Annotated in this window: 25 protein-coding genes; 8 read left to right on the top strand and 17 right to left on the bottom strand. The window is 58.1% G+C overall.

The features are described 5' to 3' along the window. Positions 1-14: 14 nt before the first annotated feature. From FIU93_RS05885 to hemE, 9 genes are all read right to left on the bottom strand, one after another. Positions 15-839 (bottom strand): ParA family protein, encoded by an 825-nt coding sequence (locus tag FIU93_RS05885; RefSeq protein WP_023002468.1) that lies wholly within the window; start codon positions 837-839, stop codon positions 15-17. Between the two features lie 19 nt (positions 840-858). Beyond that, complete coding sequence (rsmG, locus tag FIU93_RS05880; RefSeq protein ID WP_152507510.1) at positions 859-1,500, bottom strand: 16S rRNA (guanine(527)-N(7))-methyltransferase RsmG; 642 nt, start codon at positions 1,498-1,500, stop codon at positions 859-861. 14 nt (positions 1,501-1,514) lie between these two features. Continuing rightward, positions 1,515-3,401, bottom strand: a complete 1,887-nt coding sequence (gene mnmG, locus FIU93_RS05875; RefSeq protein WP_152505062.1) for a tRNA uridine-5-carboxymethylaminomethyl(34) synthesis enzyme MnmG — start codon at positions 3,399-3,401, stop codon at positions 1,515-1,517. Positions 3,402-3,699: 298 nt separating this feature from the next. After that, positions 3,700-5,049: a tRNA uridine-5-carboxymethylaminomethyl(34) synthesis GTPase MnmE gene (gene mnmE / locus FIU93_RS05870; protein WP_152505061.1), complete on the bottom strand. Its 1,350-nt coding sequence runs from the start codon at positions 5,047-5,049 to the stop codon at positions 3,700-3,702. Positions 5,050-5,748: 699 nt separating this feature from the next. Next, entirely contained in the window at positions 5,749-6,318 is a 570-nt protein-coding gene (locus tag FIU93_RS05865) for a GNAT family N-acetyltransferase (RefSeq protein ID WP_152505060.1), read from the bottom strand. A 64-nt stretch (positions 6,319-6,382) separates the two neighbouring features. Then, on the bottom strand, positions 6,383-6,964 hold the full coding sequence (locus FIU93_RS05860) for a GNAT family N-acetyltransferase (RefSeq protein WP_152505059.1): 582 nt from the start codon (positions 6,962-6,964) through the stop codon (positions 6,383-6,385). A 132-nt stretch (positions 6,965-7,096) separates the two neighbouring features. Beyond that, entirely contained in the window at positions 7,097-8,362 is a 1,266-nt protein-coding gene (rho, locus tag FIU93_RS05855) for a transcription termination factor Rho (protein WP_023002463.1), read from the bottom strand. Positions 8,363-8,661: 299 nt separating this feature from the next. Next, positions 8,662-9,090: a protoporphyrinogen oxidase HemJ gene (gene hemJ, locus FIU93_RS05850; RefSeq protein ID WP_023002462.1), complete on the bottom strand. Its 429-nt coding sequence runs from the start codon at positions 9,088-9,090 to the stop codon at positions 8,662-8,664. Between the two features lie 4 nt (positions 9,091-9,094). After that, entirely contained in the window at positions 9,095-10,123 is a 1,029-nt protein-coding gene (hemE, locus tag FIU93_RS05845) for a uroporphyrinogen decarboxylase (RefSeq protein ID WP_077291366.1), read from the bottom strand. Positions 10,124-10,610: 487 nt separating this feature from the next. Here hemE and FIU93_RS05840 point away from each other — a divergent pair, with 487 nt between their 5' ends. The 5 genes from FIU93_RS05840 to dnaQ all read left to right on the top strand — a co-directional run bounded on the left by FIU93_RS05840 (position 10,611) and on the right by dnaQ (position 14,451). Then, entirely contained in the window at positions 10,611-11,408 is a 798-nt protein-coding gene (locus FIU93_RS05840; RefSeq protein ID WP_055660553.1) for a pyruvate, water dikinase regulatory protein, read from the top strand. Between the two features lie 12 nt (positions 11,409-11,420). Beyond that, complete coding sequence (locus FIU93_RS05835) at positions 11,421-12,020, top strand: Maf-like protein (RefSeq protein WP_062486005.1); 600 nt, start codon at positions 11,421-11,423, stop codon at positions 12,018-12,020. Further along, on the top strand, positions 12,017-12,865 hold the full coding sequence (locus FIU93_RS05830; protein WP_173017279.1) for a shikimate dehydrogenase: 849 nt from the start codon (positions 12,017-12,019) through the stop codon (positions 12,863-12,865). Before FIU93_RS05835 ends, FIU93_RS05830 begins: the two co-directional genes overlap by 4 nt. Beyond that, positions 12,862-13,449: a dephospho-CoA kinase gene (gene coaE / locus FIU93_RS05825; protein WP_152505058.1), complete on the top strand. Its 588-nt coding sequence runs from the start codon at positions 12,862-12,864 to the stop codon at positions 13,447-13,449. Before FIU93_RS05830 ends, coaE begins: the two co-directional genes overlap by 4 nt. Before the next feature lie 288 nt (positions 13,450-13,737). Beyond that, positions 13,738-14,451 carry a DNA polymerase III subunit epsilon gene (gene dnaQ / locus FIU93_RS05820; RefSeq protein ID WP_152505057.1) on the top strand — a complete coding sequence of 238 codons (714 nt, stop codon included), beginning with the start codon at positions 13,738-13,740 and terminating at the stop codon, positions 14,449-14,451. Positions 14,452-14,484: 33 nt separating this feature from the next. Here dnaQ and FIU93_RS05815 read toward each other — a convergent pair whose 3' ends face one another. After that, the gene (locus tag FIU93_RS05815; RefSeq protein ID WP_152505056.1) at positions 14,485-15,378 is read right to left on the bottom strand and encodes an aminoglycoside phosphotransferase family protein; all 894 of its coding nucleotides are present in this window, start codon (positions 15,376-15,378) and stop codon (positions 14,485-14,487) included. 21 nt (positions 15,379-15,399) lie between these two features. Next, positions 15,400-16,386 carry a D-glycerate dehydrogenase gene (locus tag FIU93_RS05810; protein WP_023002454.1) on the bottom strand — a complete coding sequence of 329 codons (987 nt, stop codon included), beginning with the start codon at positions 16,384-16,386 and terminating at the stop codon, positions 15,400-15,402. 288 nt (positions 16,387-16,674) lie between these two features. On the opposite strand from FIU93_RS05810, the gene FIU93_RS05805 reads away from it, so the two are divergent. Then, complete coding sequence (locus FIU93_RS05805) at positions 16,675-17,172, top strand: SH3 domain-containing protein (protein WP_031269978.1); 498 nt, start codon at positions 16,675-16,677, stop codon at positions 17,170-17,172. Between the two features lie 125 nt (positions 17,173-17,297). Here the strand turns inward: FIU93_RS05805 and fabI are convergent, their stop codons facing one another. From fabI to fabA, 3 genes are all read right to left on the bottom strand, one after another. Beyond that, positions 17,298-18,110 (bottom strand): enoyl-ACP reductase FabI, encoded by an 813-nt coding sequence (gene fabI / locus FIU93_RS05800; protein WP_023002452.1) that lies wholly within the window; start codon positions 18,108-18,110, stop codon positions 17,298-17,300. Positions 18,111-18,120: 10 nt separating this feature from the next. After that, positions 18,121-19,344: a beta-ketoacyl-ACP synthase I gene (gene fabB, locus FIU93_RS05795; protein ID WP_055660265.1), complete on the bottom strand. Its 1,224-nt coding sequence runs from the start codon at positions 19,342-19,344 to the stop codon at positions 18,121-18,123. A 139-nt stretch (positions 19,345-19,483) separates the two neighbouring features. Next, positions 19,484-19,990 (bottom strand): 3-hydroxyacyl-[acyl-carrier-protein] dehydratase FabA, encoded by a 507-nt coding sequence (gene fabA, locus FIU93_RS05790; protein ID WP_023002450.1) that lies wholly within the window; start codon positions 19,988-19,990, stop codon positions 19,484-19,486. Between the two features lie 420 nt (positions 19,991-20,410). On the opposite strand from fabA, the gene irrA reads away from it, so the two are divergent. After that, complete coding sequence (irrA, locus tag FIU93_RS05785) at positions 20,411-20,845, top strand: iron response transcriptional regulator IrrA (protein WP_023002449.1); 435 nt, start codon at positions 20,411-20,413, stop codon at positions 20,843-20,845. 25 nt (positions 20,846-20,870) lie between these two features. On the opposite strand, the gene FIU93_RS05780 is transcribed toward irrA, so the two are convergent. Together FIU93_RS05780 and nth are read right to left on the bottom strand one after the other, a co-directional pair. Next, entirely contained in the window at positions 20,871-21,392 is a 522-nt protein-coding gene (locus FIU93_RS05780; RefSeq protein ID WP_161633274.1) for a GNAT family N-acetyltransferase, read from the bottom strand. Between the two features lie 23 nt (positions 21,393-21,415). Continuing rightward, positions 21,416-22,231: an endonuclease III gene (gene nth / locus FIU93_RS05775; RefSeq protein ID WP_023002447.1), complete on the bottom strand. Its 816-nt coding sequence runs from the start codon at positions 22,229-22,231 to the stop codon at positions 21,416-21,418. A gap of 22 nt (positions 22,232-22,253) precedes the next feature. Here nth and FIU93_RS05770 point away from each other — a divergent pair, with 22 nt between their 5' ends. Beyond that, complete coding sequence (locus FIU93_RS05770; protein WP_055660267.1) at positions 22,254-22,775, top strand: DUF2244 domain-containing protein; 522 nt, start codon at positions 22,254-22,256, stop codon at positions 22,773-22,775. On the opposite strand, the gene FIU93_RS05765 is transcribed toward FIU93_RS05770, so the two are convergent. Then, positions 22,772-23,959: an MFS transporter gene (locus FIU93_RS05765; RefSeq protein ID WP_152505055.1), complete on the bottom strand. Its 1,188-nt coding sequence runs from the start codon at positions 23,957-23,959 to the stop codon at positions 22,772-22,774. The genes FIU93_RS05770 and FIU93_RS05765 overlap by 4 nt on opposite strands. Positions 23,960-24,017 lie beyond the last annotated feature (58 nt).

Below are 24,017 nucleotides of genomic sequence, written 5' to 3'. Positions count from 1 at the left end.
GAATCGATCGGGCTTTATGCCGCGACGCGTCGCAGTTCGCGCTCACGCTGGATGATTTCAGACGCAAGCCGCAGATAGGCCTGGCTGCCGGCGCATTTCAAATCGTAAAGCAGCGCCGGCTTGCCATAGGACGGAGCTTCCGAAATGCGAACGTTGCGCGGAATGATCGTTTCGTAAACCGCATCACCCATGGTTTCGCGCACATCGGCGACCACCTGGCTGGAGAGGTTGTTGCGGCTGTCATACATGGTCAGAACGATGCCATGGATGCTGAGTTCAGGATTAAGCGCGTTCTTTACCTGCTCAACCGTGCTGAGCAGCTGGCTGAGACCTTCAAGCGCGAAGAACTCGCATTGCAGCGGCACCAGGATGGAGTGCGACGCAGACAAGGCATTGATCGTCAGCAGGTTCAGTGACGGCGGGCAGTCGACCAGCACGTAGGTAAAGCCGATCTCCTGGAACAGACGCGAATGGGTCAGGTTCTCGATGGCACTGCGCAGGCGGAACGCCCGGTCACCCGTGGAGGCGATTTCCAGTTCGAGGCCCAGCAGATCCATTGTGGACGGCGCCACCCAAAGACGCTGCACCGCCGTTTCGCGAACGGCCTCTGCAAGGGAGCAGTCACCGCTTAGAACTTCATACGTCGACAGACCGCGGTCACGATGCTCGATACCCAGACCCGTTGAAGCGTTACCCTGCGGGTCGAGGTCAATCACCAGAACTTTTTCGCCAATCGCCGCAAGCGCCGTGCCGAGGTTAATGGCGGTCGTGGTTTTGCCCACCCCACCCTTCTGATTCGCTAGCGCGAGAACGCGCGGCATTTCGGGAAGCATGCTCATTGCTACAACACCTTCCTGGCTACTCCGGCCGGGCTGAAATATTCGAGAAAAGAAGCATCCGGCTCATTGGATCAACAAGACTGTCTTTTTCTATCATGTCGAACTGCCAACGGGCAGTAGCTTCGTTAACTTCTCGCTGAAAATCCTGACCTTTGTGGAAAACAGCCTTTGCGCCGGCTGCTGTAAACGGCTCTGAAAGCTGAAAAAGCAGATCCAGCGACGCCAAAGCGCGCGCAGAAACAGCGTCCACCTGACCATGCTTCCAATCTTTCGCAACCGATTCGATCCGGCCAGGATGCACTGTCCCCTTGGACCCTGTCTCCCTCAAGGCCGTTCTGAGAAATGCCACCTTGCGCTGGTTGCTCTCGATCATGTGCACATGCGCGCCCGTCTCATCGGCGAGCAGGATTGCGGTCACCACACCGGGAAACCCACCGCCGCTGCCGATATCAACCCAGGTCCTTGCTTCCGGATTACACCATTGGGTTTGCAGGCTATCCGCCACGTGACGGGTCCAGATATCCGGGATGGTCGACGGTGCAATGAGGTTTTGCGCAGGCTGCCATTTCAGAACGAGGTCGACGTAGATCTGGAGTCTATCCAACGTTTCACGTGAAACATCCCCAAACTTATGCACAACCTGTCCAGAGGTATTCAACATCACCGGGCGGCCCATCAGGCAGCCCCTTTCTGGCTCTGGCGCTTCAGATGCGACAGGATCAGCGTGAGCGCGGCGGGTGTCATGCCATCCATGCGAGAAGCCTGGCCAAGAGTGGCCGGGCGAACGTCGATCAGTTTCTGGCGCACTTCATTGGAAAGACCAATGATCGCTTCGTAGTCGAAACCATCCGGGATCGACAAGGCTTCATCGCGTTTCAAGGCTTCGATATCTGCCATCTGACGATCGAGGTAAACGGCATAAAGCGCATCTGTCGCAACCTGCTCCGCGATCGCCGGATCAATATCCTTCAGTTCGGGCCAGATGTCCGTCAGGCCCTCGAAGGTGACATTGGGATAGGACAGCAGATCGAAGGCAGACCGGCGAATGCCGTCCTGGTTTACAGGCAGGCCCTTCTTCTGAGCTTCGGAAGGCGTCACGGTCAGTCTCGTCAGAAGTCCCCGCGCGGTGGCGATCCTGGCCATCTTGTCTTCAAAGGCTTCTCTACGTGTGGTGGATACGCACCCAATAGCGATACCCAAAGGAGTCAGGCGCTGGTCGGCATTATCCGCCCGCAGGGACAACCGGTACTCTGCTCGCGACGTGAACATCCGATAGGGTTCGGTGATGCCCCTGGTGATCAGGTCATCGATCATGACACCGATATATCCCTCGGACCGGTCAACCACGAACGGCGCCTTGCCGGCAGCCTTCAGAGCGGCGTTGAGCCCGGCCACAAGACCCTGTGCCCCAGCTTCCTCATACCCGGTCGTACCGTTGATCTGGCCGGCCAGGTAAAGACCCGAGCACCGCTTGGCTTCCAGTGTCGGACGCAGCTCGCGCGGGTCGACATGGTCATATTCGATCGCGTAACCCGGCTGCAGCACCACCACATCTTCCAGACCCGGAATGGTCTTCAGAAACGCTATCTGCGCATCTTCCGGCAACGATGTAGAAATGCCGTTCGGATAGACGGTGTGATCGTCCAGTCCTTCCGGCTCCAGGAAAATCTGGTGCCCGTCCCTGTCGCCGAAGCGAACGATCTTGTCTTCGATGGATGGACAATAGCGTGGCCCCCGCCCCTTGATCTCGCCTGAATACATAGCAGAGCGAGAAAGGTTCTCACGAATGATGCGATGGGTCTCTGGCGTCGTGCGTGTGATGTGGCACGGGATCTGAGGTGTCTCGATCCTGTCTGTCAGGGTGGAAAACGGAATCGGGTCGTCATCGCCTGGCTGCTCTTCCAGCCTGTCCCAGTGGATCGTCCGGCCGTCCAGCCGTGCGGGCGTACCTGTCTTGAGACGCCCAAGATCGAAGCCGATTTCCTCCAGTGATTCAGACAGCCCGAGTGCCGGTGCTTCGCCGGAGCGTCCCGCGGGTATCTTCTTGTCGCCGATATGAATGAGGCCTCGGAGAAACGTACCGCTCGTCAGCACGATGGCGCGGCAGTTGATCACCCGGCCATCGGCAAGTTCGATACCCGAAACAGAACGTTTCTCGCTGTCACCCGCAAACCGGATCTTGTGGGCTTCGCCTTCAACGACGCTCAGACCTTTCACAGCGGCAATCTCACGCTGCATTGCTTCCCGGTAGAGCTTGCGATCTGCCTGCGCACGCGGACCCCGCACCGCTGGTCCCTTGCGCCGGTTAAGCATGCGGAACTGGATCCCGCCCTTGTCGACAACACGCCCCATCAATCCATCAAGCGCATCGATCTCGCGAACGAGGTGCCCCTTCCCCAGACCACCGATGGCAGGGTTACAGGACATCACACCGATTGTATCGAAGCGATGGGTGACCAGAGCAGTCGCGGCGCCAGCACGTGCCGATGCCGCCGCAGCTTCACAGCCGGCATGACCGCCACCAATCACCACCACATCGAATGTCAGGTCCAGTTCGTTCATAGTCTCTACCGCTCACGAAACCCGACAGCAGAGCCTCGGGTCCGGGTTTTTCCGGTTCGGTTTTCGGGATCTTTCTCCGGCCTAGGCCAGACTATCACAGGCCGCGCAAACCGGCACTTGTTCGCCGAGACTTATACGTGTGACGCAGCTGAAGGTCAAAGCGGAATTCCGGTCAGCAGGCAAATCGTCTGGTGGCGTAGGTCATTTTGCACCTACAGCAGAGAAAATGATTCACGTGAAACATGTTCCGGTAGAGAATCGATCCGCAGTTCGCCTGAGATGATTCACGTGAAACAGGTCACTTGCCGATACAGAAATCCCGGAAGATCACATCGAGCAAATCCTCGACATCGATCCTCCCGGTGATCCGCCCGAGGGCATCCGCAGCCCGGCGAAGGTCTTCCGCGCGCAACTCCGCCGGCAGGTGCACCATATCCACGGCAGCTCTCAGGCCGGACAGACAATCCTTGAGATAGTGACGGTGCCGTGCCCGGGTGGCCAGTGGTGCTTCGCCGACAGATATCGTTTCCTCGGCAAAACGGGTAAGCCGGGAAAAAAGCGGGTTCATACCTTCAGCGCTTTTGCTGGAACAAGCAATTTCCTGGATCGTTCCGGAAGAGTCTTGTTCCGGAGGAGTCTCAAGATCAGCCTTCGTTCGAACGGTCCAGACAGGCACGCTACGGCGAAGGTCGAACGGAAGGCCGGCGACGACATCGTCCTGTTCCACCCCACCAGGCTCCACCGCCCACAGGATGAGGTCAGCTCCTCTGCCCCGTTCCTCTGCCCGGCGTATGCCTTCCTTCTCAACCACACCCTCCGTCTTCCGGAGGCCGGCGGTATCGACAAGCGTCACGGGATACCCTGAAAGATCCAGATGAACCTCGATCACGTCCCGGGTCGTTCCGGCTTCTTCGGTGACGATGGCGACCTCCCGTCCTGCGATGGCATTCAGGAGACTGGACTTGCCGGCATTGGGCGCCCCCATCAGCACCACCTGCAAGCCGGACCGTAGACGCTCGCCGCTGCGGGATTTCTCAAGGTGCTCTGCAATCTCGCCATGGAGCTGGGTTGCTTCCGCCCAGACTTCATCGGCCACGCTGCCAGGAACATCCTCTTCATCGGCAAAATCGAAGTCTGCCTCGATCATTGCCCGCATATGGATGAGACGCTTTCTCCAGTCGTCATAGAGCTTGCCGAGGGCTCCACCCATCTGACGGACTGCCTGCTTGCGCTGGCTCTCGGTCTCTGCGGCGATAAGATCTGCCAGGCCCTCAACTTCCGTGAGGTCCATGCGGCCACGATCGAAAGCGCGGCGCGTGAACTCCCCTGCCTCGGCCGGACGGCAATTGGAAAACCGGGAAAGTACGGACAGGAGGCTTGAGACCACGGCACGTCCACCATGGCATTGGAACTCGGCAACGTCCTCTCCCGTGAAGCTGGAAGGCCCTTCAAAGTAGAGTACCAGGGCCTCGTCGAGAACGTCCTTCGTTTCCGGATCCCGGAGCTTGGCCAGCATCGTCTTCCGCGGCTGTGGCACCTTGCCAGCCAGTGTCTCAACGATCTCCCTGGTACCTGGACCAGACACACGGATCATCGCAACGCCCGAAGGCACAGCTCCGCTAGAGAGCGCAAAGATCGTGTCAGCCATGGTGTCTTCCGGTTCGTGGTCGGGTCGTGGACCGCCTCTTTATCAACTCTCGTCACCGCGGAAAAGAACAAGCCTCGCCATTCCGCCGCCGAATCGAAGTTGCTGGCGATACGGCAATCTGTTTCACGTGAATCAATTGTCAGAAAGTACCTGGCTTGGACAGGAGCGGCTTTCCTCTCAGGCGCGGTTCTTGTGCCTCACACGCGCAGCTTCGGCCAGAGAGTACCCAGCCGCCGGCAGTTCCTGTTTCCCCTTCAAATCGGGTCCAGGACGGAAACACACGGGATGAGGGAATTGCATTTCGTTTGGCGAAACTACGTCACAGCCTCACAATCTGTCCGTAAGCTGAACATCGAGTTCTTTCACCTATGTCGTCACACGATGTAAGTGGAGGCGGTTAAGCTCCTAAACACAACAGTAGGCGATGAGTTCGGAGCCGATTCAAAACAGGGGATTCACGTGAAACACCGCGTCCGGGATTTCGCCGTCGTCCTCTGGTCCAGCCACTGCAATCAGGCATGAGGTCGGTTTCGAATTTGGCCTGCAAGAAATGTGAGAAAGAAACACCCGCCTCAGGTGACAATTCCGGTTGTCGGATCGGAGCCGATTCAAGGTGACGGATTCACGTGAAACAAATTCTGACCCCGGCATGAACCTGTTTCTGTTTCACGTGAGTCTTTGCTCGGCTCGGATAAACCCTTACCCAGTCCGCATCTGCCAATCGTCATTCGTCATCCTGTAGAGCAGGTGCCGCTTGAACGCGTGTCCCTCTGGAAGCTTCGGGTGCTCGAAGTCACCCCTCTCATCCTGCGTCATGCCAATTCGTGTCATGACCTTCTGCGAGGGAATATTGCCGGGAACAGTGAAGGCAACAATCTCTTCGTAACCAATGGTTTCAAAGCCGAATCGAAGCCAGGCGCGAGCAGCTTCGCTAGCAAACCCCCGGCCCCACGCTGACCGCTTGAGCCTCCAACCAATATCGACACAGCCACCAATCGGCAGCGCCTCTTCATCGTGCACATCAAGTCCGGCAAAGCCGATGAACTCGCCTGACGCCTTCAGTTCAATCGGTGCGTAAAAAACACCGTGCTTTTCAAAACAGTCCCTAAACATCCCAATCAGCTTCAAGGTCCGATCACGGGTCAGCACATCGGGAAAGTACTGCATCACCACCGGGTCCGCGCAAAGTTGCACACAGGGGTCAATATGCGCTTCCGCCCAACAGCGCAGCACCAACCGTTCGGTTTCAATCTTGAAGGTGTTTCTCATTGTCTGAACTTTAGGCGATGCAGGTCTGTTTCACGTGAATCTGATCAACACACCGGAACAGAAGTCAGATTTGCTTCAGGCCGGACATCCAATCCGTCTTCTTTAGGCGATAGAGCACATGCTTTGCGATCGGATGATCTGCCGGAAGACTGGGATGAAGAAAGTCCCCATCCCTGTCACGTGTCATGCCGATCTTTTCCATGACCCTTTGCGACGGCAGATTGTCCGGGATGGTGAAAGCCACAATCTCTTCAAGACCGATGGTTTCAAAACCGAATCGAAGCCACTCCCGCGCAGCCTCGCCTGCATAGCCCTTCCCCCAGGCAGTCCGCTTCAGGCGCCAGCCGATTTCGACACATGGCTCGAATGGCAGGGGCGCCGCATAGGACGGAACGTTCAAACCGACAAAGCCGAGAAATTCTCCCGTCTCCTTTATTTCAATCGGCGCCATGCTGAAACCGTCCTTCACCGTCTTTTCCCGGCACCGCGCAACCAGCAAGTCTGACTTCTCCCGCGTGAGCACCTCAGGGAAAAATCTCATCACCTCGGGGTCGGCACAGAGCCTGGCAAATGGGTCCAGGTCTTCATCCTTCCATGGACGAAGCAGGAGCCGGTCAGTCTCTAGCAGGAACGAAGCTTCAGGCATCAGAACGGGTCCGATTCAACAAAAGGCAGGATTCACGTGAAACACGGTGGCGGGGTGTTTATTTCTTAACAAAAAGTAAAGGCGCGAACCCTCGCGGGCCGCGCCTTTGAATAGAACCCGATCCGTTTGGGATCAAGTGTTCATGCTGTCGAAGAAATCGTCGTTCGACTTGGTCTGCTTGAGCTTGTCGAGCAGGAACTCGATCGCATCCACCGTCCCCATCGGGTTGAGGATCCGGCGCAGCACGAAGGTCTTCTTGAGACGTTCGGCCGGTACCAGAAGCTCTTCCTTACGCGTACCGGAGCGCTGGATATCGATGGCCGGGTAAACACGCTTGTCGGAGATCTTGCGGTCCAGGATGATTTCGGAGTTACCCGTGCCCTTGAACTCTTCGAAGATGACTTCGTCCATGCGGCTGCCGGTATCGATCAGTGCGGTCGCGATGATCGTCAGCGAGCCACCCTCTTCAATGTTACGGGCCGCACCGAAGAAGCGCTTCGGCCGCTGCAGGGCGTTGGCATCCACACCACCGGTCAGCACCTTGCCTGAAGACGGAACGACGGTGTTGTACGCACGTCCCAGACGCGTGATGGAGTCCAGCAGGATGACGACGTCGCGGCCATGTTCGGTCAGGCGCTTGGCCTTCTCGATCACCATTTCGGCAACCTGCACGTGGCGGGCGGCCGGTTCGTCGAACGTGGAGGAAACCACTTCGCCGTCGACCGTACGCTGCATGTCGGTCACTTCTTCCGGACGTTCGTCGATCAGAAGAACGATCAGATAGCATTCCGGATGATTGGTGGTGATGGACTTCGCGATGTTCTGCAGGAACACCGTTTTACCTGTGCGCGGCGGCGCGGTGATCAGCGCACGCTGGCCTTTACCGAGGGGCGCTACCAGATCGATAACGCGGGAGGAGAGATCCTTGATCGTCGGATCTTCGATTTCCATCCGGAAACGTTCATCCGGATAAAGCGGCGTCAGGTTGTCGAAGTGAACCTTGTGCCGGGCCTTTTCCGGATCCTCGAAATTGATGGTGTTGACTTTGAGAAGGGCAAAATACCGTTCGCCCTCTTTGGGGCTGCGGATCTGGCCTTCAACGGTGTCCCCTGTCCGCAGCGAAAAGCGGCGGATCTGCGAGGGCGAGACGTAAATGTCGTCCGGGCCCGGCAGATAGTTCGCATCCGGAGACCGGAGAAAGCCGAAGCCGTCCTGAAGGACTTCAACGACGCCTTCGCCGATAATCTCCACATCCTGAGCAGCTAGGTTCTTCAGGATGGCGAACATCAGCTCCTGCTTGCGCATGGTGCTGGCGTTTTCGACTTCAAGCTCCTCAGCAGTCTGGAGCAGCTCTGTCGGTGTTTTTTCTTTTAGGTCTTTGAGTTTCATTTCCCGCATCGAGTTGGGGTCTTTTTTTGTGTTGTTATGGATTTAGGTTTGGAAAGGTCGTTCTGCGCCGGATGGATGGGTCGGCCAGAAGATATCTGAGAGACTTTTAGGCGTGTCCAGATTGTACGGCGACTGCGGAGCGATTGAAAACGAACACTGTGCCGTATGAAGATGCGCGAAAGATACGTTGATTTGCAATAAAGCGCAAGCCCGGAATTCTGCCGGTTTTTTAGGCCACACTTAGAATTCGAAAGGTGAAAATGACGGCCGCATGTCTGCGGCTGTCTCTATTGCCTGTTTCGTGCCGCTTAAAACGGTTTGACGATGACGAAGATGACGATCCCGATCATCAGGACAGTCGGAACTTCGTTGAGTATCCGGTAGTAACGCTGCGACCTTTTGTTCTCGTCGCGGGCGAATTTCTTCACACAGCTACTGAGATGGCCGTGAACACCGGACATGATCAGGACAAACGTGAACTTGGCGTGGAACCACCCGTCCTGCCAGGCCTGAAGTTCCCAGGCGAGCCACAGGCCAAACCCCCAGGAGGCGATCATGGCCGGATTGATGATGGCCTTGAGCAGCCGCCGTTCCATGATCTTGAAGGTCTCGGACTGTTCCGATCCGATTTCCGTGGCCGCATGGTAGACGAACAGCCGCGGCAGATAGAGCATGCCGGCCATCCACGCGATGATCGAGATGACGTGGAGCGCCTTGATCCAGAGAAAGAGATCCATGCGCTTATCCCTTCCTGACCAGCTCGACCATGCGGGCAACGTTTTCCGGATCCGCGTCCGGCGTCACACCATGCCCCAGGTTGAAGACCAGTGGACCCTTGTCGAAGGTGTTCAGGATATGGGCCACGCCCTCTTCCAGCGCCTTGCCGCCAGCCACCAGCCGCATCGGATCGAGATTGCCCTGGATCGGGACTTTCTTCTGAATATCGAGAGCAACCTGGTCCGGAGCCGTCCAGTCGAAACCGACCGCATCCACACCCGTACCTTCCACGAATGCCATCATCCGAGCCGAGGAAGCTTTCGGGAAACCGATGATCTTTGCATCCGGCCGCACGGCCCGAACACCGTCAACGATCCGGCGTGTCGGTTCGATCGACCAGCGCTTGAAACCGGCTTCATCCAGAACACCCGCCCAGGTATCGAAAATCTGGACCGCATCCGCGCCCGCATCCAGCTGTCGGATGAGATAGCGGATCGAGGCCGTGACGAGCTGATCGACGAAACGCTGCATCAGGTCAGGATCGCGATAGGCGCCCACACGGGCGGCAACCTGATCCTGGGTGGTATGACCTGCAACGGAATAGCAGGCAACCGTCCACGGAGCGCCACAGAAGCCCAGCAGCGTCGTTTCCTCTGGCAGCTCCGCCCGCAGGCGGGAAACCGTCTCTATGACCGGTTTGAGATGATCCTCGGCACGATCCTGTTCCAGACGATCCAGAAGATCGGAAGACAGCGGTTCCAGAACGGGACCACGTCCTTCTTCAAAACGAACCGGGTACCCGATGGCGTCCGGTACGACGAAGATGTCTGAAAACAGAATGCTTGCATCAAAACCATACCGGCGGATCGGCTGGAGCGTGACCTCTGTTGCAAGGTCCGGCGAATAGCAGAACTCCAGAAAGTTTGCCGCCTTCGAACGCACTTCGCGATATTCGGGAAGATAGCGTCCGGCCTGACGCATCATCCAGATGGGAGGCGGCCAGAGCTTTTCTCCGGAGAGTACCCGCATCACGGACCTGTCTTGGGATTTCATGAGGTCGCCTTTCCCACATTTCAAATCAATAAAGATTCTTATTTTGAATCTGTTTTTTCTATTTGTGCGTGGATTACCGGGATCATTTTCTATCCACAATCCATCAGCCTGATTTTCTCGGCGGGAAAAAATCCGCTACTTGTTAAGCAGATTTCCTCCCCAGGAGTCGATAACAGGATTACGAATTGAATTACAATCACTTGTCCGCTTGTTTACGTTTCGTTAAGGAATTGGGCGGCAGTGGACAATCTGTCGATATGTCACAGCGCCTTTGTGAATCCACATCCATGCACAACCGTTTCGGCATCAGTTTCCGCTCGTTTAAGCATTGTTAATAAATTCGGCTGAGCGGGCATAAACTTCGTGCTAGGCACTGGGTGGCAGACATCTTACCCAAATCATCAACAGGCCTGGGGATGACAACGTGAACAAGTCGAGACACTACTTCCATCTCCATCTCGTGTCCGACTCCACCGGCGAAACGCTGATGACAGTGGCCCGTGCGGCAACGGTTCAGTACGAGAACGTGCAGGAAATCGAGCATGTCTATCCGCTTGTGCGCTCCCAGAAGCAGCTCGACCGGGTAATCACTGAAATCGAAAAGGCACCCGGCATCGTCCTCTATACCCTGGTCGATGTAGAAATCGCCGGCCGGCTGGAACTGAAGTGTCGCGAGCTGGGTGTGCCCTTCGTCAATATCCTGGATCCGGTCTTCGCGGTCTTCCAGTCCTATCTCAATGTCACCCAAACCCACAGGGTCGGCGGACAGCATGAACTGGATGCGGAATATTTTCGCCGGATGGAAGCGCTCAACTACACCATGTTGCATGATGACGGTCAGATCTGGGACGATCTGGAATCCGCCGATATCGTGCTGATCGGTATTTCGCGCACATCCAAGACGCCAACCTGCATCTATCTGGCCAACCGGGGCATCAAGGCTGCAAACGTGCCGCTGGTCCCGGGCATTGCCCTGCCCGAACATGTGAAGAAACTCAAGCAGCCGATGATTGTCGGTCTGATCGCTTCTGCCGAACGCATTCAGCAAATCCGCCGCAACCGTGTGCTGTCATTGAATTCGGAAGGCTATAACGACACGTATGTCGACCGGAAGGAGATCTCCCAGGAGATCAACATGACCCGCAGGCTCTGCACGGAACATGGCTGGCCGCTGATTGACGTTACGCGTCGTTCTGTCGAGGAGACAGCTGCGGAGATCCTGACCCTTTTCAAGGAATTCAAATCAGGGCAGGAAGGCGGAGGAGAAACCGGGCGCGCCGGATAACCAGCAAAAGGGATGGAAATGGCACTTGTCTTGGCAAGCGGAAGCAGAATCCGCGCTGATCTTCTGAAAAACGCCGGGCTCGACATTGAGGTCGACCCGGCCGATGTCGACGAGCGTGTTGTCGAAGCCCCGCTCCTGGAAGCAGGCTTTCCTCCGGAAGACCTGGCAAGCGTTCTGGCGGAAGCCAAGGCGAATGATGTCAGTGACCGACGCGCCGGTGATCTTGTCATCGGTGCCGATCAGATTCTGGCGTTCGAAGGTGAAAGACGCACAAAACCCGAGGACATGGAAGCTGCGCGCCGGCAACTGCTCGCCTTTTCCGGCAAGACCCACGAACTGCATTCCGCTGTCGTGATTTCGAAGGATGGCGAAGCAATCTGGCGCCACGTTTCCACGGCACGCCTGACCATGCGCGAACTGAGCCCGGCCTTCATTGGCCATTATCTGGCTGCGGCCGGTGAGGACGTGCTTTCCAGCGTCGGCGCCTATCAGTTGGAAAGTCTCGGCGTACAGCTTTTTGAAAAGATAGATGGCGACTATTTCACCATTCTTGGCCTGCCACTTTTGCCTCTTCTGGCAGAGTTGCGTAGCCTGAAGGTGATCGAAACATGAGCGGATCCGTGAAAAAAGCGGCCATCACAGGCCATCCGGTGACACATTCCCGCTCTCCGCTGGTGCATGGATACTGGTTGAAGAAGCACGGCATCGCCGGAGAATATGGCCGGGTCGATGTTCCGCCGGAAACTGCCGAGGACTTCTACCGGAACTTTGCCGATGCGGGTCTGTCCGGCGCCAATGTCACTGTTCCGAATAAGGAAGTGGCTGCCGCAGCCTGCGACTGGCTGGACGATGCGGCAAAATCCATGGGGGCTGCCAACACGATCTGGCTGGACGACAGCGGCCGGCTGTGCGGGGCCAATACGGATGGTCTCGGCTTTCTCGGCAATCTTGATCAGCTCGCCCCCGGGTGGGACGTTTCACGTGAATCTGCCGTGGTCCTGGGGGCAGGCGGAGCCGCACGTGCCGTAGTGTGGGCATTGCTCTCACGGAAATTCACAAGAGTGCATATCGTCAACCGGACCTTCGAAAAAGCAAAAGCCATTACGGATATGTTTGGTTCCGGAACAATTGCCCATGAATGGGACAACCTGGGGACAGTGCTTGAAGAAGCTGATCTTCTGGTGAACACCACTTCGCTCGGCATGGCCGGCAAGGCGCCGCTGGAAATCGACCTGTCACCCTTGCCGACGACGGCAATCGTCACTGACGCAGTCTATGCCCCACTGGAAACCGACCTGCTGCGCAGCGCGAAGGCGCGGGGCAACCAGACTGTGGACGGCCTTGGCATGCTGCTGCATCAGGCCGTACCCGCTTTCGAACGCTGGTTCGGGGTTCGGCCGGAAGTGGACGACACCCTGCGCAACCTTATACTCGCAGACCTTGGAGTAACTGCGTGATCCGGATCGGCCTTACCGGCTCCATCGGCATGGGCAAATCGACAACGGCAAAAATGTTCGCCGCAGAAGGTGTTCCCGTGCACGATGCCGATGCCACGGTCCACGCGCTCTATTCGGGCCGGGCCGCGCCGCTGATCGAGGCGGCGTTTCCCGGCACGGTGTCAGACGGCAAGGTCGACCGAACGCTGCTCTCTCCGCATGTGCTCGGCAAGCCCGAGGCCATGAAGAAGCTCGAAGCCATCGTTCACCCCCTGGTGCGTGAGGAAGAGCAGCTCTTTCTGAAGCGTGCCCGCGCGGACCATCGACGTATCGTCATGCTGGATATTCCGCTGCTGTTCGAAACCGGCGGTGAGGCCCGCGTGTATGTCGTCGTTGTTGTCACCGCCGATGCACAGGTTCAGCGAGACCGTGTCCTTGCCCGGCCTGGCATGAGCGAAGACAGGTTCGAGGCGATCCTCGCCAAGCAGATGCCAGACGCCGAAAAACGCCGCCGCGCGCATTTCCTGGTCGATACCGGCCGTGGCATGGAAGCGGCGAAGCGGCAGGTGAGAGCGATCCTGAAGGCATTGGCCGCGGCAGGGTGACGTCTCTCTGATCTCCTCTTGCACTGAAGGTCTTTTCAACTTCTCCCTCATCCTGAGGAGGGCCTGCAAGGCCCGTCTCGAAGGATGGGCGGCATACTCCGAAACCAGTGACCCATCCTTCGAGACACCCGGCAATGCCGAGCTCCTTTGAATGAAGTGTTGGACGGAACAGGCACGGGGGCACTGGGATCAAACGCCAGAACCCCAGAACACCGGGGAAAACCGCGCGCAACTCTTGCCACTCACCCTGCAAGCTGCACAGTGAATCCATAGGCAAAAGGCGGAAAAATGCGCGAGATCTCGTTCGATACGGAAACAACAGGCCTGAACCCGCGCGGAGGCGATCGGCTGGTGGAAATCGGCGGTGTGGAGTTGATCAACCACATCGCGACGGGCAATTCCTATCATGTCTACATCAACCCGCTGCGCGACATGCCGGAAGAAGCTTTCCGGGTTCATGGCCTGTCGGCGGAGTTCCTGTCCGACAAGCCCTTGTTCGAGCACGTTGCGGATGAGTTTCTGGAGTTCGTTGGCGATGCGACGCTGGTGATCCACAACGCGGCTTTCGACATGGGCTTCATCAACATGGAGCTGGAACGGGCCGGACGGCGCACAATTCCGAATACCCAGGTGCTCGATACGCTGGATCTTGCCCGCCGCAAGCACCCATCGGGGCCGAATTCGCTGGATGCACTTTGCTCTCGCTATGGCATCGACAACTCCAAGCGCATCAAGCACGGCGCTCTTCTGGATGCGGAAATCCTGGCCGAAGTCTATCTGGAGCTTATCGGCGGCCGCCAGACGGCCCTTGGCCTGCTGACGGACGAGGAAGAAACCTCTTCTGCAGGCTCCAGCTTCGAACCTGGCGAACTCGGCACCTTTAACGCCCGCCAGCGTCCCTCGCCGTTGCAGCGCCTGCTGCAGGAAAGCGAATTTGAAGCCCACAAGGCCTTCATCGAAGGCATGGGCGACAGTGCGATCTGGTCAAAATACAACGGCTGAGGCTCGAAAGACCTCTTAAACGGATTTGGTGGATCAATCGTCCACCAGCAACCAGCGAACTGTTTCAAAGTGCCGCTCGGCATAGCTGCTGCTGAATGCCCAGGCCATGGTCTGGCCGATGGTCCAATATCTTGCCCGCTCCCGGTCAAGCTCCAGTTCTTCCGACAGTCGGTCTAGGCGGTAACGCGCTTCGGCTTTCGAATGTCCGAATTCGAAGCTCCTGACGATCGGGCTTAGCGCAAAGGCAGGATCGCCGGCGAGAGGCTTCGGATCGATGGCAAGCCAGGTATCTCTTTCAGAGGACAGAATGTTGTGTCCGTGCAGGTCCTGGTGAAGCAGGACCTCTTCCGCCTCTTTCTCGAGACAAAGGTCCTGCAAGGCCTTGCGCGCAGCGTCCACGAGATATTGCTCGCAAGGCTTCCCGGCAGCCATCCAGTTATGGTCGAGGCTATCCCGCCACCGTGCGGCTTCATCGTTGAGGCGGGTAAACGGATCACCGGCGGGGATCGTCAGGAGACGCAGCAATCCTGCAACAACGCCAATCCGGTCCGTTTCGGTGTCGTCGGCCAGAAACTGTCCCGGCCTGCAGCGCTCCAGCAGCAGTGCGCCGAGTTCCGGCGCATGCTTCAAAAGCCGAACGGCACCCTTGCCGTTCCAGCGCCACAGTGCCTCGGCTTCGTGGCGGCATTCGTGATCGGGAAACTGCAGTTTGAGGACAACATCCTCACCGTCGTGCCTTGCCGGAACGACGAGAGATACATTACCGCCAGAAAACGGGCTCCCAATTTCTGAAAGTCCGAAGTGTTCGCACGCGGTTTCAAGCAGCACCGGCAGCTTGTCGAGCCAGATACGGCCGGTTTCGGTCGCCCTCAGCCAGTCGAGACTGGCCGGCACGGCAACCGCGCTGCCGATGAAACGATCAGCCAAGACATGAGACTCGCAAACGGGTCAAAGCATCGATGGCAGAACACGATCCGGCGGGCGGTGCCCGTCCATGAAGGTCTTGATGTTGATGATGACCTTCTCGCCCATTTCGATACGGCCCTCGATGGTGGCCGACCCCATGTGCGGCAGCAGCAGAACGCTTTCCAGCTTGGCCAGCTTCGGATTGACCGCGGGTTCGTGCTCGAACACGTCCAGACCGGCGCCGGCAAGCTCACCGCTCTCGAGCATCCGGATCAGGGCGTTTTCGTCGATCACCTCGCCACGGGCGGTGTTCACGACGTAGGCATCCTTTTTCAGAAGCTTCAGGCGGCGGGCGGACAGAAGGTGGAACGTTCCCGGCGTGTGCGGGCAGTGGATGGAGACGACATCCATGCGCGCCAGCATCTGGTCAAGGCTGTCCCAGTAGGTTGCCTCAAGCTCTTCCTCGACACTTTCGGCAAGGCGGCGGCGGTTGTGATAGTGGATCGACATGCCGAAGGCCTTGGCACGGCGTGCGACGGCCTGGCCAATGCGGCCCATGCCGATGATACCCAGGCGTTTTCCCCAGATCCGGTGGCCAAGCATCCAGGTCGGCGACCAGCCGGCCCAGTCGCCGGCTTCCAGCGCCTTGATGCCTGTGGCAAGTCGACGCGGCACGGCCAGGATCAGCGCCATGGTCATGTCCGCGGTGTCTTCGGTCAGCACGCCCGGCGTGTTGGTGACATTGATTCCCCGGTTGTTGGCACTCACGACATCGATGTTGTCGACACCATTACCGAAGTTTGCGATGAGCTTCAGGTTTTCACCAGCCTGCGAGAGGACAGATGAGTCGATCCGGTCGGTAACGGTCGGCACCAGAACATCGGCGGTTCGCACCGCTTCCACCAGTTCCGCCTGGCTGAAGGGCCTGTCATTATCATTGAGACGCGTCTCGAAAAGCTCACGCATCCGTGTTTCCACCACGTCCGGAAGCTTCCGGGTCACCACAACGACAGGCTTCTTTTTCGCCATACCAATTGCCTTTCGCGCTTCGTTGAGGACTTGTTAACCTCAACGGTACCACTTTGACGCTGCGCGTTGCGCGAGCGGATGAGACCACCCCTTTTCCTTACCAGATGGTCCGGCAGAAACAAGGGATCGGTTTCAATCGCTGCGGATCGCCAACCGGCCAAAACGACCAAGCTGGTTTTCGCGCAAATTTTTCGGTAGAGATTTGCCTCAAATCAAAGATCAATAACAATTGGACAACCGGACAATATGGCTCGCTCGTTCCAGGCTACCCGGATCTTCCTCACTGTGATGACATTGCTGTGCGGTCTGCTCGCAACTTCGGTCGCTTCGCAGGCCCAGGGCACCACGACCGGCGCCAGCGGCCTGCCGGTGCCGAGATTTGTCAGTCTGAAGTCCGACCGGGTCAATGTGCGCATCGGGCCTTCGCGCGAACATGATATCGCTTGGACCTTCGTGCAGTCCGGTTTGCCCGTGGAAATCGTCGGTGAATTCGAGAACTGGCGCCGCATTCGCGATTGGGAAGGCAAGCAGGGCTGGGTGTTCCGCTCGCTGTTGTCCAGCCGCCGCACGGCTCTCGTCACCCCATGGGAAAAAAGCGACCGCACACCGCTGCGCTCCCGCTCCCGCTCCGACGCCGATATCGTTGCCGAACTGGATCCCTTCGTGCTGACGACGGTTTCCGAATGTGCCGGAGGCTGGTGCCGGGTCAACGGCGAGAATTATGACGGCTGGCTGGATCAGACCCGCCTGTTCGGTGTCTATCCGGACGAGCTGATCGGAGACTGACGTCCTCCTCCCTCGATTGCCTGGGTTTCCTGATCCCTCATCCTGAGGAATACGGCGCGGAATTTCTGAAACAAAAAAGGCGGCCATCAGGCCGCCTTTTGCATGTCTGGATTGTTGGACGGGCCTCAGTCGGCCTGAACTTCCTGAACCTTGAGCTCTTCCAGACGCGGCATCGACATGATGTTGTAGCCACTGTCGACAAAGTGCACTTCGCCGGTCACGCCACCGGAAAGATCCGACAGGAGATAGAGACCGGTTCCGCCGATTTCGTCCAGGGAAACGGTCCGGCAGAGCGGAGAATTGCGCTTCTGGAAGTTGAACATCAGGCGGGCATCGGAAACGCCGGATCCTGCAAGGGTCCGAACCGGGCCTGCGGAAATCGCGTTCACGCGGATGTTCTGCTCACCGTAGTCCACCGCCAGGTAACGGACGGAAGATTCCAGAGCAGCCTTGGCAACGCCCATCACGTTGTAGTTCGGCATGACCTTGGTGGAACCACCATAGGTCAGCGTCACCATGGAACCGCCATTGGTCATCAGAGCGGCTGCCCGCTTGGCGATTTCGGTGAAGGAGAAGCAGGAGATCAGCATGGTGCGGGAGAAATTCTCCCGCGTGGTGTCGGCGTATTTCCCGCGCAGTTCCGTCTTGTCGGAAAAGGCGATCGCATGCACCAGGAAGTCAATGCTGCCCCACTCTTCCTTCAGCGTGTCGAACACGCTGTCGACCGATGCAATGTCTTCCACGTCGCACGGCACAAGGATCTTGGAACCGACGGAATCCGCCAGCGGCTTGGTACGGCGGCCGAAAGCCTCTCCCTGATAGGTGAAGGCAAGTTCGGCACCGTGATCGGCGAGCGTCTTGGCAATACCCCAGGCAATGGAGTGGTCGTTGGCAACGCCCATGATCAGGCCGCGTTTGCCCTTCATCAGATCAGACATTCAAAACTCCTCAGCCGTGAAAGCGCGACAGCGCGAGCGACGCGTTGGTGCCGCCAAAGCCGAAGCTGTTGGAAAGAACCGTGTCGAGGCCTGCATTGTCCACGCGCTCGGTCACGATCTCGCCCGGCTTCAGGGCCGGATCCAGCTCGTTGATGTTGGCAGACGCGGTCATGAAGTCGTTCTGCAGCATCAGCAGGCAGTAAATGGCTTCCTGAACGCCGGTCGCACCCAGGCTGTGGCCGGTGAGCGATTTGGTCGAAGACACGGGCGGCTGGTTTTCACCGAACACGCGGCGGATCGCTTCGATTTCGCCGATATCGCCGACGGGTGTCGAAGTGCCGTGGCTGTTGATGTAGTTGACCTTGCGGTCGCCCAGGGTCGAGGTGGCAAGGCGCATGCAGCGCTCGCCGCCTTCACCGGAAGGCGCCACCATGTCGTAGCCGTCGGAGTTGGCTGCGTAGCCGGTAACCTCGGCATAGATTTTCGCGCCGCGCGCCTTGGCGTGTTCCAGTTCTTCCAGAACCACCACACCGCCACCACCGGCAATCACGAAGCCGTCGCGGGTCGCGTCATAGGCCCGCGATGCGGTCTGAGGGGTGTCGTTGTACTTGGAGGACATGGCGCCCATGGCATCGAACAGGCAGGACAGGGTCCAGTCGAGTTCCTCACCGCCACCGGCAAACATCACGTCCTGCTTGCCGAACTGGATCTGTTCGGTAGCTGCACCGATGCAATGCGCCGAAGTGGAGCAGGCCGACGTGATGGAATAGTTGATGCCCTTGATCTTGAACGGCGTCGCCAGGCAGGCAGAGTTGGTGGAGCTCATGCCGCGGGTCACCATGAACGGGCCCATGCGCTTGGGCGACCCTTTTTCCAGCACGATCTGGTGCGCCTGGAACAGGTTCTTGGTCGACGGACCACCGGAACCCATGATCAGGCCGGTGCGCGGGTTGGAGATGTCGGATTCTTCCAGACCGCTGTCGGCAATCGCCTGCTGCATGGAGATGTAGTTATAGGCGGCACCGTCGCCCATGAAGCGCAGCTGGCGCTTGTCGATGAGCGAAGCGATATCGACATTCGGCATGCCGTGTACCTGGCTTCTGAAGCCGTGTTCCGCGTAATCCGGAGCGAAGCTGATGCCGGACTTGCCTTCTCGAAGGCTGGACAGCACTTCTTCGGTGTTTGCTCCGATGGACGACACGATACCCATGCCGGTGACGACAACGCGTCTCATTGCGGTCTCCTATTGTCTTGACTGCACCACAGCTCTCAGGGGGTGTGTCGAGAGCCTGCAGGCACATACATAATATGCAAACCGGCGCCCCCAATGAAAAAGAAGCGCCGGTGCCATCAATTGATCCTGCGAACGGGTGTCAGGTCTTTGCCAGGCCGACGCGCAAATCGGTCGCCTTGTAAATCTGTTCACCGTCCGCCTTCAACCAGCCGTCGGCAATGCCGAGAACCAGGCGACCCTTCATGACCCGCTTGAAGTCGACACCGTATTCCACCAGCTTCACGTCCGGCGTAACCATGCCCTTGAACTTCACTTCACCGGTCGACAGGGCCATGCCCTTGCCTTCAAGGCCCAGCCAGCCAAGGAAGAAACCGGTCAGCTGCCACAGGGCGTCGAGACCAAGGCAGCCCGGCATCACCGGATTTCCCTGGAAATGGCACGGGAAGAACCAGAGATCCGGCTTGATGTCGAACTCGGCGCGAGCGAACCCCTTGTCGAATTCACCGCCGGTTTCGGAAAGTTCCGTGATCCGGTCGAACATCAGCATCGGGGGAAGAGGCAGCTGGGCATTGCCCGGGCCAAACAGCTCGCCGCGGCCGCAGGCGAGAAGTGCTTCATAATCGTAGCTGGAGCGGCGATCGGTCATTCGGGATCCGTGTTTTGTCTCCTGCCAGGGAAATTCCCAAGGCAGGTTCGGTTTGTTTTCGGTTCGTTTGAGGCGCCTTCCTAACACAGGGGAACCATGACCGAAAGATGTCACTTGCGCGAAGTTACTCGGTTTTTTCGGGCGTTTCGCCAAGTTTTGTGCGTATTCGACCTAATCTGCGCATCCGGCTCCGGGACACCGGCTTGCGGCTGTTTGGTCAGCGCTTGCACGAACCTTCCGAACGCGCCGCAGTTGCGCCCTGATTTCCGCTCAGGTTGCCCTTTACGTTTAAAACTTGCATCTTGGGTACAAGAAATGGCAGATATAGGCCAATGTTAGTGAAAACGGCCCGGCGCAACGTTTGCGCGGTATATATTTGCGCCGTTTCAAGAAGCGACCCTGGACCTGGATCGGATCGGAATGACAACACTTGTGGTGCATGAAACCGGCGACAAGAAGAATGTGACCGACATGCTGCGGTCTGCAGGCCTTCGGCCGACGCGCCAGCGTGTCTCGCTTGCAGAAATTCTGTACTCCCGGGGCGATCGCCACATCTCGGCCGAGCTGCTTCATGAAGAGGCGGTCGACGCCGATGTGCCGGTCTCTCTCGCCACGGTCTACAACACGCTGCACCAGTTCACCGAAGCCGGTCTGCTGCGCGAAGTCGCGATCGACGGCAACAAGACCTACTTCGACACCAATGTGTCCGACCACCATCACTTCTTCATCGAAGGCGAAAACCGGGTGATCGACATTCCGGGCGAAGGTGTGGGCATCGGCGCTCTGCCGAAAGCACCCGAAGGCATGGAAATCGTTCGTGTAGACGTGGTCGTACGCGTTCGCGAGAAACGCTGATCGTCGCGATTGATTGCGGCGGCCCTCAGGCCAGACCGCTTTCCACATAACGCAATTTCCATTCGTAATAGTTGGAGGTCGTCCCGATCTCCGCCAGATGCCGCTGGCCATCCGGCTCGAAGCCAAGTTTCTTCAGGAGGTTGGCAGAGCGGACGTTTTCCGGATGCGTGATCGCGCACAGCGTGCGCAGCTTCAGTTCCCGGGTAACGAAGTCCAGCACGCTCTGCCCGGCCTCGCGGCCGAACCCCTTTCCGCGGTGGTCTTCCAGAAAGGCAAAACCAAGGTCCGGGTACTTCAGTTCCTTGCGCACCACCAGACCGCACACACCAACCGGTGTCAGCGATGGTTTCAGATCCAGGATCCAAAGCCCGACCCCATGGGCGGCAAAGCGCGCCAGCGTCTTGTTCTTGATGTAGTTGGCCGCGTCTTCCTCGGTCTTGATACCGTGGTCGGCGATAAATCGGATGTAATCCGGCTCATTCATGAGCTGGTGGTAAAAAGCGGCATCATTGCTGGAAGGCAAGCGGAAGCGAAGCCTCTCGCTCACGGGAAATGGTCCAAGCGGGAAACTCACGCAACTGTTTCCTTTTCAATAAGGGCTTTGGTGCGCAGGGCAATATCCGGCACCGCATCAAAAAGTTCTTTCTCCGTGCTCCGGCACAGATCGTAAATCACACAGCGCCGGCACTCCGGTTTGCGCGCCTTGCAGATGTACCGGCCATGCAGGATCAGCCAGTGGTGGGCATGGAGCGCAAATTCCACCGGCACGACCTTCTCCATGGCTTTTTCCACGTCGAGAGGCGTCTTGCCGGGGGCAATGCCTATGCGGTTGCCCAGGCGAAACAGATGCGTATCGACGGCAATGGTCGGGTGGCCGAAGAAGATGTTCAGAACCACATTCGCGGTCTTCCGGCCGACACCGGGCAGCGCTTCCAGCGCTTCGCGGTCTTCCGGAACCTCGCCGCCATGGTCGCGGATCAGCTGCTCGGACAACAGGATGACGTTCTTGGCCTTGTTCTTGTAAAGGCCGATCGTCTTTATTTCCTCCCGCACCCGGTCCTCCCCGAGCGCCACCATCTTTTCCGGTGTGTCGGCAATCTGGAATAGGTGTCTTGTTGCCCGGTTCACGCCAACGTCGGTTGCCTGTGCCGACAGCACCACGGCAACCAGAAGCGTGAAAGCATTGACATAATCCAGTTCGCCCTTCGGTTCCGGGTTGTCGGCATGGAAGCGCTGGAAGATCGCAAAGGTTTCCGCCTTCGTATAGCGGGACCGTTTCAACACCTTGCCGGGGTTGTCCACGGAGGGTGCTTTTCTCCGGGTCTGTTTGGATTTTGCGGGCCGGCGTGCTGCCGCAGTCTTGGAAGGGCTCTTTGCTTGCGTCATCTTCTCTCTATAATCATGCCTCATGAGCGAGAACAATCCGAAACCCCTGCAGGATGGCGAATTGCCGGATCAGGACCGGCCGTTTTTCACTGCCGTTCTGACCCCTCACCGGTCTCTGGGGCCAAACGGATTCCTGGTTCTCATGTGCTTCTTCGGCGGTGTCAGTTTCATCGCCGGTATTCTGTTTCTGCGTATCGGCGCCTGGCCGGTTTTCGGGTTCTTCGGACTTGATATCGCGCTGCTCTGGTTTGCCTTTCGGATGAACTACCACTCCGCACGAACTTTCGAGGAAGTGGTTGTCTCGCGGCACGAGATCGCGATCCGCAAGGTTGGCCCGGGCAAGAAATACCAGGAATACCGTTTCAATCCCTTCTGGGTCCGCCTGACGGTGGACCGGATCGAGGACGAAGGGGTCGTCAAGGTGACCCTCCTCAGCCGGGGTGAACAGGTCGATCTCGGCAATTTCCTGAATCCCGATGACAGAACGAGTTTTGCCGGTGCCATGGCCAATGCGTTGTCCGTCGCCAAGTCAGGCGGTGTCTAGGCTCCTTCTTCAATGACTTTGGGCTGCACCTTGAGCGTTGCAAGCAGAACCGCCAGGGCCGCGGTTGCAGAAAGCGCCGCGGTGTAAAGCACGGTTTGAAAGCTGGCCGCACTGGCGATGAAACCCATCGAAATGCTGCCGATCATGCCGCCGAGGAACAGGCTGTTCATGTAAACCGCCGTTGCCCGGCCCGGCCGGTCCGGTGCGAAGCTCTGTACGAAGCTGATCGCGACACCGGCAAACAGGCCATAATAAGTCCCTTCCAGTACCGCGATGGCCAGTACCTGCCAGAGTGCGGTCACCTGGGCAAACAGCACCATGCTGACCGCGGCAAGGCATGCTGCCAGCATCAGCACCTGGCGAATGCCGATGCGCTCGGCAAGGCGAACCGAGCCGAAGATGACAAAGACTTCCAGCAGGCATTTGACCGACAGTGCCAGGCCTGGCGTTGCACCGGGCAGATGTGTTTCCTGCACGAAGAACAGCGGCATCGCCGAGACGAACAGCGAATTGGTGATGACAAAGCCAAGGCAGGTCAGCCCGGCAATCTGAAGGCCCCAGTTGATCGGCGCCTTGCCGTTGGTCTTGGAACGCTCTCGTGTTGACCTGAAGTCCGCCGGAACGACAATGTACCAGAGCATCAGGTAGACAATGCCGATCGCAAAGGCGCACAGGAAGGCGGCGGCGAAGCCGAAGGCTGCAACCACCGAAAAGGAGACTGCCGGCCCGATCATCCACGCAAGTGAAACCATCATGCGCAGCCAGGAATTGACCCTGGCAACTTCCATGCCCTCCTGTTCGGCAAAAAGGCGGCCGAAGGTAAAGACGACGCCCGCGCCCATGTTGGAAAGGCTCATAAGGGGGGCGATCAGGACGAGCAGCATCACCAGACTGCTGATCTGGGTCAGCAGTGCGGCGAGCGTGATATAGGCGACAACAGAGACGACCAGCAGGCTCTTGACCGGAAAACGGTTGTCCAGCCGTTCGCCTGCCCATCGATTGACGGCCAGCGTCAGCGGCATCACCAGACCGGAGTAAAGCCCCACCTGCCAGGGTTCGGCGCCCAGCCCTTCCACAATGAAAAAACTCATCAGCGGCACCAGCGCTGAAACGCCGAGGCTGTTGGTGAATTGAAGAAGCAGAATCAGCAATGCCTGTCGGGGCAGTTGCAGGAGGGACAACATGACGATCGCCGGAAAAGTGAAATAAGCAAGAATTACAACCTAACTGGGTTGTATCGCC

Source organism: Labrenzia sp. THAF35 (assembly GCF_009363595.1).
Classification (GTDB): Bacteria; Pseudomonadota; Alphaproteobacteria; order Rhizobiales; family Stappiaceae; genus Roseibium; species Roseibium algicola.
This window is presented reverse-complemented; position numbering and strand designations above follow the sequence as displayed.

Excerpts from the sequence above, each read along its gene's own strand:
- FIU93_RS05885 (WP_023002468.1), bottom strand. The coding sequence starts at position 839 with ATGAGCATGCTTCCCGAAATGCCGCGCGTTCTCGCGCTAGCGAATCAG.
- rsmG (WP_152507510.1), bottom strand. The coding sequence starts at position 1,500 with ATGTTGAATACCTCTGGACAGGTTGTGCATAAGTTTGGGGATGTTTCA.
- mnmG (WP_152505062.1), bottom strand. The coding sequence starts at position 3,401 with ATGAACGAACTGGACCTGACATTCGATGTGGTGGTGATTGGTGGCGGT.
- mnmE (WP_152505061.1), bottom strand. The coding sequence starts at position 5,049 with ATGGCTGACACGATCTTTGCGCTCTCTAGCGGAGCTGTGCCTTCGGGC.
- FIU93_RS05865 (WP_152505060.1), bottom strand. The coding sequence starts at position 6,318 with ATGAGAAACACCTTCAAGATTGAAACCGAACGGTTGGTGCTGCGCTGT.
- FIU93_RS05860 (WP_152505059.1), bottom strand. The coding sequence starts at position 6,964 with ATGCCTGAAGCTTCGTTCCTGCTAGAGACTGACCGGCTCCTGCTTCGT.
- rho (WP_023002463.1), bottom strand. The coding sequence starts at position 8,362 with ATGCGGGAAATGAAACTCAAAGACCTAAAAGAAAAAACACCGACAGAG.
- hemJ (WP_023002462.1), bottom strand. The coding sequence starts at position 9,090 with ATGGATCTCTTTCTCTGGATCAAGGCGCTCCACGTCATCTCGATCATC.
- hemE (WP_077291366.1), bottom strand. The coding sequence starts at position 10,123 with ATGAAATCCCAAGACAGGTCCGTGATGCGGGTACTCTCCGGAGAAAAG.
- FIU93_RS05840 (WP_055660553.1), top strand. The coding sequence starts at position 10,611 with ATGACAGTGGCCCGTGCGGCAACGGTTCAGTACGAGAACGTGCAGGAA.
- FIU93_RS05835 (WP_062486005.1), top strand. The coding sequence starts at position 11,421 with ATGGAAATGGCACTTGTCTTGGCAAGCGGAAGCAGAATCCGCGCTGAT.
- FIU93_RS05830 (WP_173017279.1), top strand. The coding sequence starts at position 12,017 with ATGAGCGGATCCGTGAAAAAAGCGGCCATCACAGGCCATCCGGTGACA.
- dnaQ (WP_152505057.1), top strand. The coding sequence starts at position 13,738 with ATGCGCGAGATCTCGTTCGATACGGAAACAACAGGCCTGAACCCGCGC.
- FIU93_RS05810 (WP_023002454.1), bottom strand. The coding sequence starts at position 16,386 with ATGGCGAAAAAGAAGCCTGTCGTTGTGGTGACCCGGAAGCTTCCGGAC.
- FIU93_RS05805 (WP_031269978.1), top strand. The coding sequence starts at position 16,675 with ATGACATTGCTGTGCGGTCTGCTCGCAACTTCGGTCGCTTCGCAGGCC.
- fabI (WP_023002452.1), bottom strand. The coding sequence starts at position 18,110 with ATGTCTGATCTGATGAAGGGCAAACGCGGCCTGATCATGGGCGTTGCC.
- fabB (WP_055660265.1), bottom strand. The coding sequence starts at position 19,344 with ATGAGACGCGTTGTCGTCACCGGCATGGGTATCGTGTCGTCCATCGGA.
- fabA (WP_023002450.1), bottom strand. The coding sequence starts at position 19,990 with ATGACCGATCGCCGCTCCAGCTACGATTATGAAGCACTTCTCGCCTGC.
- irrA (WP_023002449.1), top strand. The coding sequence starts at position 20,411 with ATGACAACACTTGTGGTGCATGAAACCGGCGACAAGAAGAATGTGACC.
- nth (WP_023002447.1), bottom strand. The coding sequence starts at position 22,231 with ATGACGCAAGCAAAGAGCCCTTCCAAGACTGCGGCAGCACGCCGGCCC.
- FIU93_RS05770 (WP_055660267.1), top strand. The coding sequence starts at position 22,254 with ATGAGCGAGAACAATCCGAAACCCCTGCAGGATGGCGAATTGCCGGAT.
- FIU93_RS05765 (WP_152505055.1), bottom strand. The coding sequence starts at position 23,959 with ATGTTGTCCCTCCTGCAACTGCCCCGACAGGCATTGCTGATTCTGCTT.